Origin of the sequence: Streptomyces sp. TLI_171, assembly GCF_003610255.1 — a bacterium.
GTDB lineage: Bacteria > Actinomycetota > Actinomycetes > Streptomycetales > Streptomycetaceae > Kitasatospora.
Genome location: NZ_RAPS01000001.1, coordinates 1,111,859 through 1,130,681, shown reverse-complemented (window position 1 = coordinate 1,130,681; position 18,823 = coordinate 1,111,859). Strand labels below are relative to the sequence as shown.

The window sequence follows — 18,823 nt, the reverse complement described above, 5'->3', positions numbered from 1 at the left end:
GCGTGCAGCGCCGCTCACCTGGTCGACCGGTCAGCCGGTCATGCTGTTCATCTTCCAGACCGTCATGGACTGGACGACGGATCCGTCTCCCCACAGCTGCAGGCCGAGGGAGTCGTTGCGGACGTCGTAGGCCCGGGTGGTGATCGACTTGTACGAGTTCGCGTACGCCTCGACCATCGAGCGGTCGACGAAGACGTCCAGGGTGACCTGGCCGTTGTCGAGGACGAGCGGTCCGCTCTGCACTCCGAGGTTGCCGTCCACGTCGGAGTTGCTGCCGGTCCTGGTCCGGTCGACGCCGAACGTGCCGCCGTTCGCGGTGTCGTAGAAGAACCGGGTGTGCTCCTCGTCGCCGGGGCTGCGCAGGACGTCCAGGCCGAAGCGCTGGGCCGTCCCGGGCTTGAGGGTCAGGTGGACCTGGAGCATGTCGCCCTTGACGGAGGCGAGTTGCTGGTTCACGGCGGCGATGCTCGTCGGGCCGGTCACGTCCAGCAGCGGGGCGCCGGCGTGCAGGTTCGCCGTCTCGGCCACCGGGCGGATGCCGAGGTCACCGTCGGGGCGCATGGTCAGTTCGACCGGCAGCCCGGCGTTGTGCGCCCATCCGGCGTCGTAGTGGGCCTGCTCGGTGCGGCGGTCCTGGGCGATGCTGAAGAGCAGCGACCTGCCCTTGCCGTCGACCGTTCCGCTGGGGCCGGTGAAGTGCTCGCCGTAGTCGAACATCCGCGGCTCGGTGCTGTCCGGCGTCCAGGTGCGGGTCGCCGCGTCCCAAGTGCCCACCCAGTACAGGGTGTTCTTGCTGCTGTAGGGGCTCGGACCGCTGAATGCGGGGTTCACGATCAGCGCGTTGCGCTGTCGGCCCTGGGCGTCCTTGCCGATCGGCAGGAAGGTGGGCAGCTCCCACACCTGGCCCGACTTGGGGTAGGCGCCGACGTCACCCGTCATGAGCGGGCCGACGTAGGTCCAGTTGACCAGGTCGGTCGAGGTGTACAGCAGCGCGGTGCCGCCGACGTCGGCGCCGCCGGTGGTCTGGACGCCGGAGCCCACCAGCTCGAACCAGGTGTTGCCCTCCTTCCAGACGCTGGGGTCGCGGAACTCGCCGACGCGGACCTTGCGCCCGGCGCCGACGTTCGCGGCCGGGTCCTGCTGCGTGACCAGCTGCGGGTCCATCGCCCAGCGCACCAGGTCGGGGTCATTGGGGTCGAGCGGCCGGGCGGTGCCGACCGCCTGGTTGGGGTGGAGCGAGTCGTTGCCGGCGGTGAAGAACAGTACCGGGTTGCCGTTGCCGTCGACGGTGGAGCCGCCCGACCAGACGCCGTCCGGTGCCACGCTGTCGGCGGTGGGCGCCAGGGCGATCGGCAGGTCCCTCCAGTGCACGAGGTCCGTGCTCACCGCGTGTCCCCAGCTGATGTTGTGCCAGTAGGGGCCGTGCTCGTTGTACTGGTAGAAGAGGTGGTACTGGCCCTTGACGAAGATCGGGGCGTGCGGCTCGTTCATCCAGTGGTTCGGGGCGGTGAAGTGGTACCCGGGCCGGTACTTGTCACCGTCGTAGCGCGAGCGGTCCTGGGGCATGTGCGCGGCCGGGATCACGCCGCCCGCGAACGTCGACAGCGTCGCGCTGTGCCCGCCGGCGACCTCGGCAGCGCTCAGGGGCCGGTTGTAGACCTTCACCTCGTCGATGAGGCCGCTGAACATGTTGACGGCGAAGGTCCCGTTGATGATCTCGGGCTGGTTGTGACGCCCGATCAGCAGCGGCACCTGCGCGGCCTGCAGGCTCACCCCCACGGGAATGGCGCTCTGCGCCACCTGGGTCCCGTTGAGGTACAGGGTCATGGTGCCGCGCGCCGAGTCGAACGTGGTCAGCCAGGGTGCCGGAGTGTTCCGCCGGTCCGGCTCGGCGACAACTCCTCCGTCCTCAACGAGCAAGGCCAGTACGCCTATTACGGGCGGATCGGCGGCTGCCCGATCACCGGCAACGAGGACGGCGCCAAGCACTGCGCGATGAACGCCCCGGGGCCCACGTACCTCGACGAGGGGTCCGGCGGTCCGGAGAACGACTTCACCAACCGCAACACCGCCTTGATGACTCGGAACCGGCTCCACCTGGCCCGGATGCTCAAGGACACCGGCGGCATCCCGCCGGGCCGCAGGGTGGAGGAGCTCGCGGGAGGGCCGCTGGAGGAGTTGTGCGCGGCTCCCGCGAGCGAGACGGCCGGGTTCCTGGTCGTCGCGGCAGCTCCCGCCGCCGACGGTCCGCACCACACCCAGGGACGGGCAGCGGGGCCTGGACGACCCCGTGTTCACCACCGAACTGATCGTCAGCGAGCTGGTGACCAACGCCATCCGCTACGCCGTCGGCCCCGTCGACCTGCGCCTGCTCAACGACCGCAACCTGGTCGGCGAGGTCCCCGAGCCGGGCCCAGCCGCACCTGCGCCGCGCCCGCCTCTCCGACGAGGGCGGCCGAGGGCTCTTCCTGACCGCCCGGTTCACCCACCGCTGGGGCAGTCGGTGCACAGACGACTGCAGGACCCTCTGGGTCGAGCAGACCCGCCGACCCCCGCCGTGAGGCGCTCGCGGGCCCGTGCCCGGGCTCAGACCGCGACGGTCTCGCCGACCGGCACGATCTCCAGCGGTGTCGCGGTCAGCATCTCCGGGCTCAGGATCCGGGCGGTCGACGACTGCCCGACCTGGCTGAGCATCGCCTCGTGGATCTGGACCACGCGGGTCGGTGCGACCTCCCGGACGTAGTCCGCCGCCTCGCCGAGCTTGGTCCAGGGCCCGCTGGTGGGCAGCAGCAGGGTGTCGACGGGAGTGTCGGGGACGTGGTACGCGTCCCCGGGGTGGTAGAGCCGGCCGTCGACGAGGTAGCCGACGTTGGAGACGCGTTCGATGTCGCGGTGGATGGCGGCGTGCAGCTCGCCGAAGACCCGCACCTCGAAGCCGGCGACCGCGATGGCGTCCCCGGCGGCGACGGCCGTCGTCCGGCCCGGGCGGGCCGACCACCGCTCGACCACGGACGCCGGTCCGTAGACCCGGAGTTCGGGCCTGGCGTCCAACGACCGGGCGATCAGGTCCTCGTCGAAGTGGTCGAAGTGCTCGTGGGTGATCAGCACGGCGTCGGCGGCCGCGACCGCCTGGTCGGCGTCGGGGGTGAAGACGCCGGGGTCGATGACGAGTCGCCCGCCGTCCTTGGCCAGGGTCACACAGGCATGCGCGTGTTTGGTCAGCTGCATCGCGAGGTCCTCTCCGAGAGATGTACAGGTGAGACTGTACAGTCTGGACTGTACATCCCGTACCATGGCGGGATGCCCGAGCAATCCACCGAACCTGCCCCCTCGCCGGACCGCCTCGCAGCCGCGCTGCGGACCACGGTCGGCGCCCTGGTCCGCGCGACGCGGTCCTCCGACCGCCTCGCCACCATCCCGGCCGGGGTCCTGGACCTGCTCGACCGGCGGGGGCCGATGACCACGGCCGAGCTCGCCGCCAGCCGCGGAGTGCGGCACCAGACGATGGCCGCCACCGTGAAGGAGCTCGCCGAGGCCGGCTTCCTCGCTGCCGGCCCCGACCCGGCCGACGCGCGCAAGCGGATCCTCGCGCTGACCTCCGCGGGCGTTCACGCGGTCGAAGCCGACCGTCGCGACCGCATCGGCGTGCTCGCCCGGGCCATCGGCGCGGGGCTGGACGAGGACGAGCGGCGGACCCTCGCCCGGGCGCTGCCCGTGCTCGAACGGATCGCGGCGGAGATCGCCCGGAGCGGATCGGGCGCGGACCGCGGACCCGTCACCGGCGCCTGGTGACGCCGCGGGCCGACGGGTCCGGCCCGCCGGGCGGTTGACAAAGTGGAACTCTGTTCCGAATATTAACGGGAACGACGTTCCGTTTCAGAAGGAGCCCCGCCGCCATGCCCGTCCCCGTCCTGTCCTGCAGTCCGGTGGTGCTGCCCGTTCCCGGACGTCCCGTGGACCTCCGGCTCCGCATCTCCGCACCCGCGATCGGCACCGACCTGCCCGTGATCCTGCTCTCCCACGGCCACGGCGGCTCCCACCACCTCTCCTCGCTGCACGGCTACGCGCCGCTCGCCGACGTGTGGGCCGCCCGCGGCTTCGCCGTCGTCCAGCCGACGCACCTCAGCTCCAGGACGCTGAGCCACGAACTGGCCGGCGCCCCGGGCGCCCCCTTCTTCTGGCGCTCGCGTGCCGAGGACATGACCCGCATCCTCGACCGGCTCGACGTCGTCGCGGCCGCCGTGCCGGGGCTCGCCGGGCGGATCGACCCCCGGAAGGTCGCCGTGGCCGGCCACTCGCTGGGCGGCTTCACCGCCTCCCTGCTGCTGGGAGCCCGGGTCACCGACCCGGACACGGGGGAGGAGGTGGACCTCACCGAACCCCGCATCACGGCGGGCGTCCTGCTCGCCGCGCCCGGACGGGGCGGTGACGACGTCCTCACCGGGTGGATGGCCGACAAGGTCCGTTCTTCCGCACCCTCGACTTCTCCACCATGACCACGCCCGCGCTCGTCGTCGCCGGCGACAAGGACGACTCCGGGCACTTCACGGACCTCGGCCCGGACTGGCACGCCGACCCCTACACCCTCGCCCCGGGCCCCAAGACCCTGCTCACCCTGTTCGGCGCGGAGCACGGACTCGGCGGGATCTCCGGGTACGACGTCGCCGAGACCACCGACGAGGACCCGGAACGGGTCGCCGCCCTCGGTCAGCTCACCGCTGCCTACCTGCGCACCCGGTTCCACCCGGGCGACCACGCCTGGCAGGCCGCGTGCGACGCGCTGACCACCGGCCCGGAGCCGTTCGGGCGGGTCGAAAGCAAGTAGCGCTGCGTCAGGCGCACCAGAACAGCACCGGCTTGCAGGTGGGCGACGGGCTGGTCGAGCGGGTGGGGGGAGCGCTGGTCGCCGGGGTCGTCGAGGTGGGCGCCGACGGGGTCGCGGTGGGCGAGGCGGCCGGTCTGGTCGCCGGGGGCGTGGACGGGGCGGTGCTCGCCGAGGGGCCGGCGGTGGAGGGTGAGGCCGACGGCTTGCCGCTGCGGTGGGCGCCGGTGGGGGAGGCGGCGGCCGTGCTGGGATGCGTGGACGCCTCCTCCGAGGCCGCGTCGCCGATGGACGCGGAGTGGCCGGGCTCGGTCGGGCCGGCCGGTGCGACGGCGCCGTCGGGGCCGCCCATGACGGCCATCGCCATGGCCCCGATCCCGCCGACCACCAGGCCGGCGGCCGACAGGACCACCGCTCCGCGCTGCCGTCCACGCGACTTGCGGCGGCTCCGGGACGGCGCTGCGGCGGCCCGGCCGCGCTGCGGCGGCACCCGCGGCTCCGCGGTCGGCAGTTCCGGATCGGAGTACGGCTGACCGTCCGTCAGCTCGGCCGGCGCGGGCTCCCCGTAGGCCGGCTGCCCCGCGTACGGGGGCGGTCCGGCGTATCCGAGGGGGCCGGGGGCGCCGGAGTACGCGGGTGGTGCCGGCGTGACCGGTGCCGGGACGGGCGTCTGGGCCGGGGCCGGGATCGCCGGTCGGGCCGGGGTCCCGGAGTTGCCGCACCCCGGGCAGCACAGCGCGCCGTTGAGGTGCCGTCGGCAGGCCATGCAGTAGTCCATGTGATCTTCCGTCGAGTCTCGGGTACTGCCTCGCATGCCGGAGCCTAAGCACCGCACACGTCCGACAACAGCGACAGCCCGTGAGGCTTTTGGGTAGATCGGGTGGTCGTCGCCCCCCGGCCGGCCGCGGAACCACGGCCGGCCGGGGGGATCGGGTCAGGCGATGGTGCGGCAGACCGTGCCGTTCAGGCGGAACACCGTCGGGGACGGGTTGGCGCCGTTGTTGTTGCCGACGAAGCCGAAGTCGGCGGAGGTGCCGCCGTTCGGCGCGAGGTGGGCGTTGTATTGGCCGTTGGTGACGCGGACGTGCTGGCCGGTGCCGGTGACGTCGGCGTTCCACCAGGAGCCGACCGACTGGCCGGTGGACGGCCAGTCGAAGTCCACGGTCCAGCCGTTGAGGTCGGCCGGGCCGAGGTTGGTGACCACGACGCTGGCGACGAAGCCGTTGCCCCAGCCGGCGGTCAGCTGGTACGAGACGGTGCAGGTGCTGTCGTTCGGGGTGCCGGTGGTGAAGGTCAGCGGGACGGAGGGCCGGGAGAGGTGGCCGGCCTGGTCCCGGGCCAGCACGTTGACGGTGTGCCGGGAGCCGGGCGGCAGGTTGTAGAGGGCGGTCGAGGTCCCGGTGGAGGAGCCGAGCAGCTGAACGGTGGTGCCGAGCTGCTCGTAGACCTCGTAGCGGTCCACCGCGCCGGTGGCGGCCGGCCAGCTCAGGGCGACGGTGTTGGCGCCGACCGCGGTGGTCTGCGGGGCGCCGGGCGTGCCGACGGTGGCCGCGGAGGAGCCGGTGCCGCTCTTCGGGTGCACGGTCAGCACGGCCAGCGAGTACGGGGCGAGCGTCGCCGCGGAGGAGGTGGCGGTGCCGGTGGCGTCCACCAGGCCGTTGTCACCGGGCGCCCAGCGCTGGACGGCGGGGACCGAGCCGTCGGCGGTGAAGCCCAGGTAGCGCAGGTCCACGGTGTGCGCGGCGGAGGAACTCTTGTTCAGCAGCAGCACGCTGAGGTCGCCGTTGGCCCGCAGCACCGCGTGCGAGGACACCTCGGGGCCGGAGGAGGCGGAGGCCAGCATGGTGTCGCCCGGGTCGCTGAGCGCGCCCAGCGCCTTGATGCCGTAGTACGGCGCGAACGGAGTGTTGACCGCCGGCTCGCAGACGCTGCCGGTGCAACTGCCGTTGGACAGCATGCCCATGTCGCCGTAGTCGGTCTCGCCGCCCACGGCGGTGATGGCTCCCGCGCCGTTGTGGGTGTCCCACCAGTCCACGCTGAACACGCCGTTCTCCAGCGCCGTGCTCATCGCCTCCGCGGCGAACAGCCCGTTGGGGCGGCTGGTGAACGCGCCGCCGCCGGAGTTGGAGTTGACCTCGGTCATCGCGATGCCGATCTTCGCCGAGTCGGCGCCCGCGTACCGGTTCACCAGGTTGCGCACCTCGCGGAGCTCACCGGGCAGTTGCTGCACGGCGGCCAGCGACTGGTCGCCGGTGCTGGTGTTCGGGTACCAGTGCACGCTGACGAAGTCGACGTCGTGCGCGACGGCGGCCAGCACGGTGTGGTTCCAGTCGCCGGTGTCGCCGCCGGCCACGATCCCGTCCGGCCAGTTGCCGGGCATGGTGAGCACCGCACCGATCTTGACGGTCGGGTCGACGGCCTTCATCGCCGCGGCGTACGCCTTGACCTCCCGGGCGTACTGGTCGGGCGACTTGTCGGCGTGGGTGTCGTTCTCCCAGCCGCTGCCGTAGACCCCGTTGCCGTAGATCTCGTTGCCGATCTCCCAGTACTTCGCCCCGTAGTTCTTGGTGACGTTGGCGTACCGGACCCAGTCCGCCGCCTCCTGGGGCGTGCCGGAGCCGTAGTTGGCGATCAGGATCGGCTGGGCGCCGGTGGCCCGCACGGTCCCCATGAAGGCGTCGAAGTCGGTGCCCGGGGCGACGTAGCCGCCGGGCGCGGTGTTGTCGACCCAGTGGTAGATGTCGGAGTACGAGCCGCCCGGGTAGCGCAGCGCGCCGATCCCCGCGGCCCGGTACAGCGAAGCCACCTGGGGGTCGTTCATGTACGAGTCCCAGATGGCGGTGTTGGCGCCGAGCGCGGCGGAGTTGACGGTGCCCAGGCCCGCGCCGGCGTTGACGGTGACCGTGGTGTCCCCGGTGGGGGCCGGGTCGGCCGCGGCGGCGGGGGCGGACAGCGGCAGCGCCGCGGCGACCGCGGCCAGGGCGGCCGAGGCGGTCACGGCGAGCGGGCGGCGGAGCCCGTCTGGTCTCCTGCGGAACAGCATGGGGGTCGTTCCTCCCGGGGAGGGACGCCGGCCCGGGGCCACGCCGCGGAGCCGGACGATGGACGGGGAACTGTGCGACAGGTGGGACGTGGGAGCGCACCGATCGTCCGGACGGGGCCGCGGGCCTGTCAATCGGCCCGGACGGCCGCCCGCCGCGCGGCGGGATCGTCGCAGTTCGCGCAACTCCCGGCCACCGCACGGGTGCTGAAACGTTCGCGGTGGGCGACGGGTCGGGGCCGGACCGCGGCCCGGGGTCAGGCGTGCGGTGCGGCGTCGAGCCGGGCCAGCTCTGCCGCGTCGAGTCCGAGTCCGGCCGCCGCAGCCGAGTCCCGGATCGAGGCCGGACGAGTGGCTCCCGGCACCGGGATCACGGCCGGGGACCGGGCCAGCAGCCAGGCCAGGGCGACCTGTTGCGGGCTGACGCCGCGTTCGGCGGCCACCAGGTGGAAGGCGGTGGCGGCCGAAGGCTCGCCCGACGGCTCGTCAAGTGCGCTGCGGGAGACGCCGCCCAGCGGGCTCCACGGCAGGAAGGCCAGGCCGAGTTCGGTGCTGAGCCGCAGCTCGGGGTCACTGTCCCGGACGGCGGGCGAGTACCGGTTCTGCACGGAGACCAGGCCGTCGCCGAGGATCGCGTGGGCCTCCCGGATCTGCTCGGCGCCGACGTTGGAGATTCCGGCGGCGCGGATCGTGCCGGCGTCCAGCAGCTCGCGCAGCGCGCCGACGGACTCCGCCCAGGGCACCGCCGGGTCCGGCTTGTGCAGCTGGTAGAGGCCGATGCTGTCGGTGCCCAGGCGCTTCAGCGAGGCTTCGGCGGCCCGCTTGAGACGTGCGGGACTGCCGTCCACCGTCCAACTGCCGTCGCCGGGGCGGCCGCGCCCGCCCTTGGTGGCGACCAGCACGCCGGCGGCGTCCCGGCCGTAGCGGGCGAGCGCGCGGCCGATCAGCAACTCGTTGTGGCCCTGCTCGCCCGGGTGCCAGTGGTAGCTGTCAGCGGTGTCGATGAGCGTCACCCCGGCGTCCAGGGCGGCGTGGATCACCGCGACCGCCCGGTCCCGGTCCGGCCGGCGCTCGATGGACAACGGCATGGCGCCCAGCCCGACGGCGCTCACGGTGGTGGTGCCGATGCGGCGGTACTTCATGGTGACTGTTCCTCAACTGATAGCGGCAGAAGGTGGGTTTGGGGTACGGGGCAGTGCCGTGGCCCGCAACTGGTGGGTGACGCCCGGGGCGAGTGTTTCGGCGACGGCGGCGGGCAGCCAGTCGGTGGTGTGGGAGAAGACGAAGCCGAGCTGCTTGGCGCGGGTGTTGTCCATGGCGTAGGGGCGGTCGAAGGAGAACGGCGAAGCGGTCTCGCCCGGGGCGACGGTGCGGTACCGGGGACGGCGTCCCAGTCGGGCGGCGACCGTGGCGGTGAGGGCACGGGCGTCGAGCGGCCCGTCGGAGCAGGCGTTGAGGGGGCCGGTGAAGTCGGTGCCGGTGGCCGCCCACTGCAGCAGATCGGCCAGCTCCTCGTGGTGGATGAAGACCGTCGGCAGCGGCTCGGCGTGCACGGCGATCTCCTCGCCGCGGGCGACGCGTTCGACGTAGTGCGCCAGCCGCCCGGTGAACTCCGCTGCGCCGCCGCCGAGGACGTGGGCACTGCGCACGGCCGCGAAGGCGAAGCCGCCGGCCCGGGTGAGCACGGCCTCGGCCTGCCGCTTGCCCTCGGCGTACTGGGCCTCCACGAACTCGGCGTCCTGCCAGGGGAGTTCCATCGCCACCGGCCAGCCGGCCGGGTCCACGCGCTGCTCCGGGACCGGGGTTCCGAACGACCCGGCAGCGAGGTCGGCGGTCGCCGGGTCGTAGACCTCGATGGTGGAGGTCATGACGTAGCGGAGGGTGCGGCCGGCGAACACCCGGGCGGCGGTCGCGGCCTGTACGGGGGTGTAGCAGACCTGGTCGACGACCACGTCGAAGGTGCGGTCGCCCAGGGCGGCGGCCAGCGCGACGGCGTCGTCGCGGTCGGCGACCAGGTGCTCGACGCCGGCGGGCGGCGCGGTGGAGCCGCGGTTGAGCACGGTCACCCGGTGGCCCGCGGCCTGCAGTCGTCGCACCAGGAGCTTGCCGAAGTACCGGCTTCCGCCGATCACGCAGATTGTTGCCATGCCGCCATCCTGGAACGCCTACAGTCGCCAGCAGAAGTACCGGCCTGCTGGATGCGTATGAAGGAAAACTGTTGATCGATGTGCAGCGGTTGCGCGTGCTGCGGAGCGTGGCGGAGCACGGCAGCTTCAACCGGGCCGCGGCGGCCCTCCGCCTGACGCCGTCGGCGGTGTCGCAGCAGGTCGCCGCGCTGGAGCGCAGCCTCGGGGCCCAGGTGGTGGCCCGCAGCACCCGCGGGGTCGCCCTCACCCCGGCCGGTCGGATCATGGTCGGCGCCGCCGAGTCGGTCGCCGCGGAGCTGCAACACGCCAGGCAGCAGGTGGACCGGCTCGGCAGCGGCCGCACACAGCTGACCGTGGCCACCTTCACCAGCGGCGGGCGGCTGCTGCTGCCCGCCGCGTTCGAACGGCTCACGGCCGCCCACCCCGACACGGTGGTCCACGTCCGGGAGTGCGAGCCGGAGGACAGCCTGCCGCTGGTCCGCCGGGGCGCGGTGGACCTGGCCCTCGCGTACCACTTCGACGGCCCGCTGCCGGGCCGGCTCGGCCCGGGCTCCGGCCTGGAGTGGATCGCCCTGCTGGACGACCCGCTGCACGTCGTGCTGCCCGAGCGGCACCCGCTGGCCGGCCGCGAGGCGGTGGAGATCGCCGAGTTGGCGGCCGAGCCCTGGGTCCTCGGCTGCCTGAAGACCGAGGCGTACCTGCGCCGCTACGCCGAGCGGGCCGGGTTCGACCCGGACGTGCGCGGCACCACCACCGACTACTTCTTCGCCCGCTCGCTGGTCGCCGCGGGCATGGGCATCTCCCTGGTCCCCTCCATCGCGCTGGACCCGCAGGTGCCGGGCGTGCGGGCCGTCCCGATCACGCCCCCGGCGCCCACCCGGCATCTCGGCGTCGCCGTGCTGCGCCGCCGCGCCCACGGCCGGACGGCGACGCTGCTGGAGGCCCTGCAGGCGGGGGCGGCGGCGGTGGCCGGCTGAACCGACCGGCCGCGAGGCGCAGGGCCGCTCGGCCAGGAGGCGGTCAAATCCTGCGCGGAAGCTCGGCGAACTCGCCGGTAACACAGCGAGAAGGTCTGTGACGCTGCGAATTGAGGCGTGCAGATACCTGGCGGTAACAACCGTGCGCATGTCACATTCTTCGCGCCACCGGCCGGCGGCCCACCCTCACCAGTGCCTCGCGATCCCACGCGCGCGAGGCCGTTCGCAGGAGTTCCGCCGTGCCGAAGAGCCGACGCACCACCCCCAGAGCAACACTCGCCCTGCTCGCCGCAGCGGCCCTCGCGCTGCCCGCCGTCGCCCTGGCCACCCCGGCCGCCGCCGCGCCGGGCACCGGGCCCACCGCCACCGTCGCGATGGGCGACAGCTACATCTCCGGCGAAGCCGGTCGCTGGAAGGGCAACAGCGACACCACCAGCGGCAGTCGGGACGGCACCGACCGCGCCTGGACCGGATCCGGCTACGACCCGACCCGGGTGTACGGCGCCACGTCCGCGAGCGGGTGCGACCGCTCCGACGTCGCCGAGGTGCGCAGCGCCCCCGCGGTCAACCAGACCCAGCTCAACCTGGCCTGCTCCGGCGCCACCTCGGACAACGTCTTCCGCGCCGCCAACGGCGGGCAGCCGTTCAAGGGCGAGGCCCCGCAGGCCGACCAACTCGCCGCCGTGGCCTCGCAGTACGACGTCAAGCTGATCACCCTGTCGATCGGCGGCAACGACCTGGGCTTCGCCGACGTGATCTCCACCTGCGTGCAGGACTACGAGATCTGGTGGTCGTACTGCCACGACGACCAGCAGGCCGCGGTCGACGCGAAGATGGACGCCGCGATGAGCGGGGTCGGAAAGTCCGTCGACGAGATCCGGGCCGTCATGTCGGCGGCCGGCTACGGCTCCGGCGACTACCGGATCGTGCTGCAGTCCTACCCGTCGCCGATCCCGCGCAGCTCCGAGAACCGGTACCCGGAGAGCGGCTGGAGCCGGACCAACACCGGCGGCTGCCCGTTCTGGAACCTGGACGCCGACTGGGCCCGCGACTCGCTCGTCCCGCAGATCGCCGACCGGCTGGCCGGCGTCGCGGCAGCCAAGGGCGTCCAGTTCCTCGACCTGCGCGACCTGCTGCAGGGCCGCGAGGTGTGCGCGAAGACCGCCAGGCTCGCCACCCCGACCAACGCCCCCTCCGCCACCACCAGCGAATGGGCCCGCTTCCTGGACTACGGCAGCACCGTCCAGGGCGCCACCCAGGAGTCCTTCCACCCCGACTACTACGCCCAGCAGGCCCTCGGGCGCTGCCTGACCCTGCTCAACGCCAAGACCTCCGGCAACTGGTCCTGCCACAACACGGCCGGGCAGGACGCCGCCGGGATGTACCTGGCCGCCAGGCCCTGACCCGTCGTCCCGCACCGCCCGACGCCGGGCACCCCGCGCCCCCACGGACGAACTCCGCGGGGGCGCGGCGCACTTGGGGCGGGCACCAGTACTGTCGGCGCCCGGCGACGACGGGCACAATCGGGGTATGACGATCACCGAGGGCGCGCCGCCGAAGCACCACCCGCCCTCCGACCTGGCGTCGGGCTTCCTGACCGGCGGGGTGATCGGAGCGGGGCTGACCGCGTTCGTCGCCGGGTGCGTCGTGGGGCGGGCCGCGCTGGTGGTCGTCGGACTGGCGCTGCCGGCGGCGTACGGGCTGCTGTTCCTCCTCGGCACGCTGCCGCGCCGTCGCCGGGAGGGGGCGGTCGCGCCGCGCACGGCGCTGGCGGTGGTCGAGAGCCTGGAACCGTCCCCCGGCGAGGCCACCGACGTGCCGGTGCGGTTCGAGCTGAGCGTCGTGCCGGACGACGCGCCCGGGTACCGGGTGGAGGTCCGGCAGGAGGTCAACCTGGTCGAGTTGGCCGACTACCGGCCGGGCACGGTGGTGGTGGTCGAGTACCCGCCGGACCGGCGGTGGCAGGTGCGGATCGTCCGGCGGCCGACCCCCGACTGGGAGCAGCGGGCCGCGGAGGCGCGACTGGACTCGGTGCCCGGTCCGGCCATGGGCGGCGAGCCGGCGCCCGCCCGGGCCGCCGGGTTCCTGACGCTGCTGGGCGTGCTGCTCGGGGTCGCCGCGGTGCTGGTGCTGTTCCGCGCGGACCTGTTCGGCCCCGACCGCCCGGCCGGCGCCGGCGGCGGCGCACCCCCGGCGGCGGTGACGTCCGGGACCACGACCGTGACGTCAGAGACCACCACGGTGACCTCGGGCACCGGCACGGTCGCCCTCGGGCCAGGCCGTTCGCTCCTCGACCAGGGCGAACTGCGCCGGGCCGTCGAGGCGTTGACCGAGGACGACGCCCGGCAGGCGCTCACCGTCGTGGTGCAGGACCGCCTGCTCACCGTGGTGTTCGCCCCGAGCGACGTGACGGCCGGCGGGTTCGACCCGCGTGCGCTGCCGTACGACCGGGTGCCCGCCCTGGTCGAGGAGGCCAGCAGCAGCCTGCGGGTCGGCTCCGGCCGGAGCTGGCAGCTGACCGCCGACGGCCTCACCGGCGCGCTGACCCTCCGGGTGGTGGTGACCGGCGACACGGGCACCGGCACTTTGGAGGCCGACGGGCAGGGCAAGGTCCTGGGGCGCAGCGGAGGCTGACGGCGGGGCAGGGCGGTCCGGCGCAGCGGAGGCTGACGGCGGGGCAGGGCGGTCCGGCGCAGCGGAGGCTGACGGCGGGGCAGGGCGGTCCGGCGCAGCGGGGGTCGACGACGAGAAGGGGTGCCATGGGGTGGGACGAGTGGCTGCGCCTGTGGTGCGCGGTGTGGGGCGCGGCGGCGCTGGTCGGGGTCGGCCGGTCGCTGGCCGGGCTGACCGGAGCGCAGCGGACGGTCCGGCTGACCGGCCGGATCGAGCGGGTGCGGCCGCCGCGGCACGGCGGGTCCCGGCGCGGTGGGATCTCGGTGGTGGTCGGCTACCGCGACCCGGCGTCCGGGCAGCAGGTCACGGTGACCAACGACGGTGAGCGCGGCGAGCCGATCACCGAAGCCTGGGAGGGCCGGGAGATCGGCGTCAACCATCCGCGCGGACGGCCGCACGCGTACCGGTTCGCGCGCCTCCCGGACCCGCCCGGCCGCGGGCTGGGGTGGCCGGCGTTCGCGCTGTTCCTGGTGTACGTCGGACTGGTGGTGCTGGCCGCGATCGACTGGGCCTGGCCGTGGGCGCTGATCGGGGTCGGCGTCCCGGGGGCGCTGGCCGGTGCGAGCCAACTGCCCGGGGCGGTGCGCGCCAAGAACGCGCGGCTGCGCCGGCTGGCCGGGATGGAGACGGCCCCGGGCGAGGTGGTCGCGGTGCTGAAGGACGTCAGCGTCGACCAGGACGACGGCGGCGTCTCCACCACCATCACCCCGGTCCTCGCCTTCACCACCCGCGACGGCCGGGCCGTCACCGCTTTCTGCACCGAGCACCTGCCCGGCCCGGCCGGCGCGCGCGGCCGGGCCGTCACCGTCCACTACTCGCCCGCCGACCCGGCCGAGTTCACCCTGGACCCCGCGGCCGACCACCGCTCGGCGGACCGCGACGTGACGATCCACGCCGCGGTCGCCGGGCTGCTCGCGGCGACGGCCGTGGCGGGCGCGCTGCTGCTCTGACGGGGCGTCGGCGACGGCGCCGACGGGACGGTGACGGGCCGTCAGCTCCGGAAGGCCGCCGCGTTCTCGGCGGCCCAGTCGGCGAACGCCAGCGCGGGGCGTCCCAGCAGCCGGGCCACCGTGTCCGTGGTCGGGCCCGGTTCGGCCAGGCAGGCGGCCGCGTAGCCGATCAGCCGGTCCGGCACGTCCGCGGGAAGTCCCTGGGCGAGCAGCGCCCGGCGCAGCTCCTCCGGCCGCACCTCCTCGAACGGCACCTCCCGGCCGATCGCCCGGCCGATCAGCCGGGCCCGGTCGCGCTGGGTCAGCGACTGCGGCCCGGTGAGCGCGTACGCCCGCCCCGCGTGGGCCGGGTCCAGCAGCGCCCGGACGGCGACCTCCGCGAGGTCGCGCTGGTGGACGGGCGAAGTGGCGGCGTCGCCGTGCACGCCCCGGGCCCGGCCGGTCGCCCGGATCTGCGGCGCCCAGGCGAGCGAGTTGGCGGCGAAGTCCGCGCAGCGCAGCAGGGTCCAGGCCAGCCCGGAGGCCTTGGCCGCCTCCTCGACCCGGGCGAACTCCGCCGCGAAGCGCCGGTAGCCGCCGCCGTACTCGACGGTGACCGCGGACAGCACCACCACCCGCCGCACGCCGCGTCCGGCCGCCAGCGCCAGCAGGTCGGCACTGGCGCCGCCGGCCGCGCGCGGGCTGAGCAGCAGGGCCTCGACGCCGTTCAGCGCCGCCGCGAGCGACCGCGGGGCGGACGGGTCGCCGACCACCCGCCGCGCGCCGCCGGCGACCGGGCCGGCCGGGTCGCGGGTCACCGCCGCGACCTGCTCGCCGCGCCCGACCAGCAGGTCAACCACTTCACGTCCGACGGTTCCGGTCGCACCCGTCACCATGATCATCTGTCTGCTCCTCCATCCGATCCGCGACGCCCTCGCGGGCGGTCGGACCCGAGAGCGGCACCGGCCGCGGAGTGTGACATCGGATCAGCGGGGCGAGCCGGTCCAGATCACCGTCCTGCGCTCCCCGGGCGTGGTGTGGCTGAAGTCGACCTTCAGCCGGTCCGCCGCCGCGTTCGGCAGGGCGTACGAGTCCAGCGAGGTGCTCGTCGCGCCGGGGGCCAGCGCGTCGGCGAGCGGCTCGTACTCGCCCTCCCCGACCATCGGGTGGAGCAGGGTGCCGGCAGCGTCCCGGGCGAAGCCGCCGGAACCGTGCAGGGAGATCGGCGCGGAGCCGGTGTTGACGACGGTGATCCGGACCTGGACGAAGGTGGAGTTCTTCGGCGGCGCGAAGACGCGGCCGTCCGGCTCGAACGGGGTCGGCGGCGCCATGGTGACCTTCAGCCCGTCCGGGTAGGTGTAGCTGCCGCCGAAGGGCAGCCGGCGGGCGCGCTCGTCCGCGAGCCGCTCCTGCTCCGCCGCGTCGGCCGCCCGCCGCGCCTCGTCCCGGACGCGCTGCCGCTCGGCGTCGCGGGCCCTGTCCTCCTGCACCGCCCGCTCACGGGCGGCGGCCCGCGCACGCTCCGCGGAGCGTGCCTCGGCGACCGTCCAGAGGCCGCCGCCGAGCGAGAGCAGCAGGCCCGCGAGACCCAGGCTCAGACCGGCCAGCGCCGCCCGCCGGTTGGTCGCCAAGCCCTGGCGGGCCAGGCTCAGGCCGACACCGCCGAACACCACGGCGAGCAGCGCGGGCAGCCAGGCCAGCCAGGCCAGCACCAGGGCCAGGCCGAGGACCGCGCCGATGAGGCCGAGCACCAGAGCCGCCGTGCCCTGCCCGTTCTGCGGCCCGCTCCGGCCGCCCGCCGGGAGCGGACCGGCGGGATACGGGTACGGGTACGGGAACGGCTGCGGTTCGGCCGCCCGCCCGGCGGAGCCGGTGGGCACCGCCCACGGATTGGGAGCCGGCGGCGCGTCCTGCGGCTGCGGGCGGTCGGGCGGGAGCGGAGCGGTCATGCGGCACCTTCGAGGTCGAACGGTGATCAGCTGCGCAGTCTCTCGTGCCGGCGCAGCATCCCGCGACCCGATATTCCTACCGGTTGGTCGAGGGCCCGGCTGCCGGCTGCGGCACCTTCGGAGTCGCAGTCTCTGGTGCTTGCACAGCATCGCGACCCCGATTTTCTTCCACCGGTTGGTCGAGGGCCAGGCTGCCGGCCCGGTCACAGTGACAGCTCGACCACCAGCGGGCGGTGGTCGGAGATCGTCATGGCCGGCGACCGCACGGCAGTCGGGACGTCCGGGCCGGGACCGCCGGCCAGGATGTGGTCGAGCTGCAGCCGCGGACGGTGCGCGGGGAAGGTCGCCGCGCGGGCCAGGTCCCGCCAGCCGGACGGCGGACGGCGGGCCGACCGGTCGGCTGCGCGGAGGGCGGCGGCGGGCAGCGCGCCCGGCAGGTTGAGGTCACCGAGCAGCAGGTGCGGCCGGGGCAGGTCGGCGATCCAGCGGTGCACGGCGAGGAGTTGACGGAGGTTCCACCCGGGGACGAAGGACAGGTGCAGCGCCACCGCCGTGAACGGGCCGCGCGGCCCCGCCAGGACGGCGGCCAGCGCCGCCCGTGGCCGGTCGCGGATCACCGTCAGGCCCGCTCGCCCGGCCGTGCGCAGCGGCAGCGCGACGGGCGGCGCGGTGAACCGGCGGGCCCGCCACTCCAGCACCGGCAGCCGGGACAGCAGGGCGACCCCGTGCGAAGGGGACTCGCCGTCGTGCCCGACCCCCGGCGGGCCGTACACCCGCAGTCCCGGCTCGGACCGGTCGACCTCCCAGGTCCGGCCCGGCACCGAGCGGGCGTGCAGCGCGGAGCCGTAGCGCCAGTCGGCGACCTCCAGCGCCTCCGCGAGCGCCCGCGCCTGGTCCACCCGTCCCGAGCGGGGCTGGAACCGGTCGAGTTCCTGGAGCGCCAGGACGTCGGCGTCCAGCGCGGCGACCGCCTCGACCAGCGGTCCCACGGTGGCGGTCCCCTCGGCCGTCACCGAGGGGCGGCCGTCGGCGAGGACCTGCCGGCCGTGCAGCACGTTGAAGGTCGCCAGGCGCACCGGCGCGGAGTCGATCACCGTTCGACGGTACAACAGGGTGCCGTGGCGTCCCATGACGGGCCGTCAGGGCAGTTCCGGGCGGCTGGCGCGGGCGAACACGGGCCGCCGTTCAGGGGCGGCGAGGCGCTCGCCGAAGGCCCCGGCGGTGGCGGTGGCGGTGACGGTCGGGCCCGGAGGCGTCGAGCGCGACCTGCGCGAACGGGGGCCCGGGGGTGTGGGCGTCAGAGCTGCCAGGCGCGCAGGCTGCTGCGGGTGACGGCCAGCAGCCGGTCGGCGCCCAACTCGTGCACGGCCGCGATCCGGTCGCCGACCCGCTCCCGTCCGGCGGGCGACGGCACTCCGGGCGCGCGCAGCAGTGCGCCGTCCTCCAGCGCGACCGCGACGCCGCCCGCCGTCCGGACCACGCCCGCGGCCACCGGCCGGCCGGGGAGCGCGGTGCGCCGCCAGGGGATCCCGTCCAGCGGGTCGACCGCGACCCAGCCGCCGGGCCGGGCCTCGCGCAGCCAGAGCAGGCCGTCCGCGCGCAGCGGCGCCCCGCCCAGCAGCGGATGGCGGTGCGGCCGGAGCAGCTCGACCTGGCCGCCGCGGTGCAGCACGGCGAGGGTGCGGCTGCCGCAGACCGCCACGCAGCGGTCCTCGTCGAGGACGGTGAACACCGCGCCGCCGTCGGCGCCGGCCAGCGGCAGCGGGAGCCGCCAGGACGCCGCCTCCCGCCCGTCCCGCGGGTCGAGCAGCCAGGCGCGGGGCCCGTCGCCCAGCAGGAACCCGCCTGCCCAGGCGACCGGCAGTTCGGTCCTGGACCGCGCCGGCGAGGTCCAGCGGGGCCGGCCGTCCGCCAGGTCGAAGGCGGCGGGGGCCGTGTACCCGCGCCAGCCGCCGGTCAGCACCGCGCCGTCCGCGACCGCCACGTGGGCGCTCCAGCGCGGGAGGCCGACCTGCCAGTGCGGATCGCCGGTCCGCGGGTCCAGGCAGCTCAACCGGTCGTTCGACACCACCAGCACCCGGCCGCCGGCGTTGACCAGCGCGCGCGGCCACGGGCCCACCGGGCGGTCCCAGCGCAGGGTGCCGTCCGCCGCATCCAGGCACACCAGCCGGGACCTCCGCTCGTGCACCACCACCTGTCCGTCCGAGACCAGCACCTTCGAGCTCCCGCCCCGCTGGTGGAGCGCCCGTTCCCACAGTTCCACGACCACGGTGACCGTCCCTGCGC

General features: G+C 74.7%; 15 protein-coding genes and 2 pseudogenes. 7 read left to right on the top strand and 10 right to left on the bottom strand.

Features of this window, described 5'->3' with window-relative positions; genetic code table 11:
- Nucleotides 1-30 precede the first annotated feature (30 nt).
- Nucleotides 31-1,989 carry a GH32 C-terminal domain-containing protein gene (locus BX266_RS05160; RefSeq protein ID WP_259464550.1) on the bottom strand — a complete coding sequence of 653 codons (1,959 nt, stop codon included), beginning with the start codon at nt 1,987-1,989 and terminating at the stop codon, nt 31-33.
- Here BX266_RS05160 and BX266_RS39710 point away from each other — a divergent pair.
- A pseudogene (locus BX266_RS39710) lies at nt 1,879-2,133 on the top strand (flavodoxin family protein); the annotation flags it as partial. The gene BX266_RS05160 and the pseudogene BX266_RS39710 sit on opposite strands and share 111 nt — an antisense overlap.
- A 453-nt stretch (nt 2,134-2,586) precedes the next feature.
- Here BX266_RS39710 and BX266_RS05150 read toward each other — a convergent pair.
- The gene (locus BX266_RS05150) at nt 2,587-3,228 is read right to left on the bottom strand and encodes an MBL fold metallo-hydrolase (protein ID WP_099897733.1); all 642 of its coding nucleotides are present in this window, start codon (nt 3,226-3,228) and stop codon (nt 2,587-2,589) included.
- Between the two features lie 72 nt (nt 3,229-3,300).
- On the opposite strand from BX266_RS05150, the gene BX266_RS05145 reads away from it, so the two are divergent.
- Nucleotides 3,301-3,792: a MarR family winged helix-turn-helix transcriptional regulator gene (locus BX266_RS05145; protein WP_180290387.1), complete on the top strand. Its 492-nt coding sequence runs from the start codon at nt 3,301-3,303 to the stop codon at nt 3,790-3,792.
- A gap of 104 nt (nt 3,793-3,896) precedes the next feature.
- A pseudogene (locus BX266_RS05140) lies at nt 3,897-4,825 on the top strand (alpha/beta hydrolase family protein).
- A 7-nt stretch (nt 4,826-4,832) separates the two neighbouring features.
- Here the strand turns inward: BX266_RS05140 and BX266_RS05135 are convergent.
- The 4 genes from BX266_RS05135 to BX266_RS05120 all read right to left on the bottom strand — a co-directional run bounded on the left by BX266_RS05135 (nt 4,833) and on the right by BX266_RS05120 (nt 10,009).
- Entirely contained in the window at nt 4,833-5,600 is a 768-nt protein-coding gene (locus BX266_RS05135) for a hypothetical protein (RefSeq protein WP_099897732.1), read from the bottom strand.
- 156 nt (nt 5,601-5,756) lie between these two features.
- Entirely contained in the window at nt 5,757-7,865 is a 2,109-nt protein-coding gene (locus BX266_RS05130) for a cellulose binding domain-containing protein (protein ID WP_099897731.1), read from the bottom strand.
- Between the two features lie 254 nt (nt 7,866-8,119).
- Complete coding sequence (locus BX266_RS05125; protein ID WP_099897730.1) at nt 8,120-9,004, bottom strand: aldo/keto reductase; 885 nt, start codon at nt 9,002-9,004, stop codon at nt 8,120-8,122.
- A 12-nt stretch (nt 9,005-9,016) separates the two neighbouring features.
- Entirely contained in the window at nt 9,017-10,009 is a 993-nt protein-coding gene (locus BX266_RS05120; RefSeq protein ID WP_099897729.1) for an NAD-dependent epimerase/dehydratase family protein, read from the bottom strand.
- A gap of 71 nt (nt 10,010-10,080) precedes the next feature.
- On the opposite strand from BX266_RS05120, the gene BX266_RS05115 reads away from it, so the two are divergent.
- From BX266_RS05115 to BX266_RS05100, 4 genes are all read left to right on the top strand, one after another.
- The gene (locus BX266_RS05115) at nt 10,081-10,986 is read left to right on the top strand and encodes a LysR family transcriptional regulator (RefSeq protein ID WP_099897728.1); all 906 of its coding nucleotides are present in this window, start codon (nt 10,081-10,083) and stop codon (nt 10,984-10,986) included.
- Between the two features lie 239 nt (nt 10,987-11,225).
- Nucleotides 11,226-12,389 carry a GDSL-type esterase/lipase family protein gene (locus BX266_RS05110; protein ID WP_099897727.1) on the top strand — a complete coding sequence of 388 codons (1,164 nt, stop codon included), beginning with the start codon at nt 11,226-11,228 and terminating at the stop codon, nt 12,387-12,389.
- Between the two features lie 127 nt (nt 12,390-12,516).
- On the top strand, nt 12,517-13,620 hold the full coding sequence (locus tag BX266_RS05105; protein WP_099897726.1) for a hypothetical protein: 1,104 nt from the start codon (nt 12,517-12,519) through the stop codon (nt 13,618-13,620).
- A gap of 125 nt (nt 13,621-13,745) precedes the next feature.
- The gene (locus BX266_RS05100) at nt 13,746-14,609 is read left to right on the top strand and encodes a DUF3592 domain-containing protein (protein ID WP_099897725.1); all 864 of its coding nucleotides are present in this window, start codon (nt 13,746-13,748) and stop codon (nt 14,607-14,609) included.
- A gap of 41 nt (nt 14,610-14,650) precedes the next feature.
- On the opposite strand, the gene BX266_RS05095 is transcribed toward BX266_RS05100, so the two are convergent.
- From BX266_RS05095 to BX266_RS05080, 4 genes are all read right to left on the bottom strand, one after another.
- Complete coding sequence (locus BX266_RS05095; protein WP_099897724.1) at nt 14,651-15,490, bottom strand: NAD(P)H-binding protein; 840 nt, start codon at nt 15,488-15,490, stop codon at nt 14,651-14,653.
- Nucleotides 15,491-15,574: 84 nt separating this feature from the next.
- Entirely contained in the window at nt 15,575-16,537 is a 963-nt protein-coding gene (locus BX266_RS05090; protein WP_099897723.1) for a hypothetical protein, read from the bottom strand.
- Between the two features lie 203 nt (nt 16,538-16,740).
- Nucleotides 16,741-17,631: an endonuclease/exonuclease/phosphatase family protein gene (locus BX266_RS05085; protein ID WP_259464549.1), complete on the bottom strand. Its 891-nt coding sequence runs from the start codon at nt 17,629-17,631 to the stop codon at nt 16,741-16,743.
- Nucleotides 17,632-17,834: 203 nt separating this feature from the next.
- Nucleotides 17,835-18,806 carry a PQQ-binding-like beta-propeller repeat protein gene (locus BX266_RS05080; protein ID WP_180290386.1) on the bottom strand — a complete coding sequence of 324 codons (972 nt, stop codon included), beginning with the start codon at nt 18,804-18,806 and terminating at the stop codon, nt 17,835-17,837.
- Nucleotides 18,807-18,823 lie beyond the last annotated feature (17 nt).

Coding starts and splice junctions, on each gene's coding strand:
- BX266_RS05095 (WP_099897724.1), bottom strand. CDS start 15,490: ATGATCATGGTGACGGGTGCGACCGGAACCGTCGGACGTGAAGTGGTT.
- BX266_RS05150 (WP_099897733.1), bottom strand. CDS start 3,228: ATGCAGCTGACCAAACACGCGCATGCCTGTGTGACCCTGGCCAAGGAC.
- BX266_RS05130 (WP_099897731.1), bottom strand. CDS start 7,865: ATGCTGTTCCGCAGGAGACCAGACGGGCTCCGCCGCCCGCTCGCCGTG.
- BX266_RS05090 (WP_099897723.1), bottom strand. CDS start 16,537: ATGACCGCTCCGCTCCCGCCCGACCGCCCGCAGCCGCAGGACGCGCCG.
- BX266_RS05125 (WP_099897730.1), bottom strand. CDS start 9,004: ATGAAGTACCGCCGCATCGGCACCACCACCGTGAGCGCCGTCGGGCTG.
- BX266_RS05105 (WP_099897726.1), top strand. CDS start 12,517: ATGACGATCACCGAGGGCGCGCCGCCGAAGCACCACCCGCCCTCCGAC.
- BX266_RS05145 (WP_180290387.1), top strand. CDS start 3,301: ATGCCCGAGCAATCCACCGAACCTGCCCCCTCGCCGGACCGCCTCGCA.
- BX266_RS05120 (WP_099897729.1), bottom strand. CDS start 10,009: ATGGCAACAATCTGCGTGATCGGCGGAAGCCGGTACTTCGGCAAGCTC.
- BX266_RS05100 (WP_099897725.1), top strand. CDS start 13,746: ATGGGGTGGGACGAGTGGCTGCGCCTGTGGTGCGCGGTGTGGGGCGCG.
- BX266_RS05135 (WP_099897732.1), bottom strand. CDS start 5,600: ATGGACTACTGCATGGCCTGCCGACGGCACCTCAACGGCGCGCTGTGC.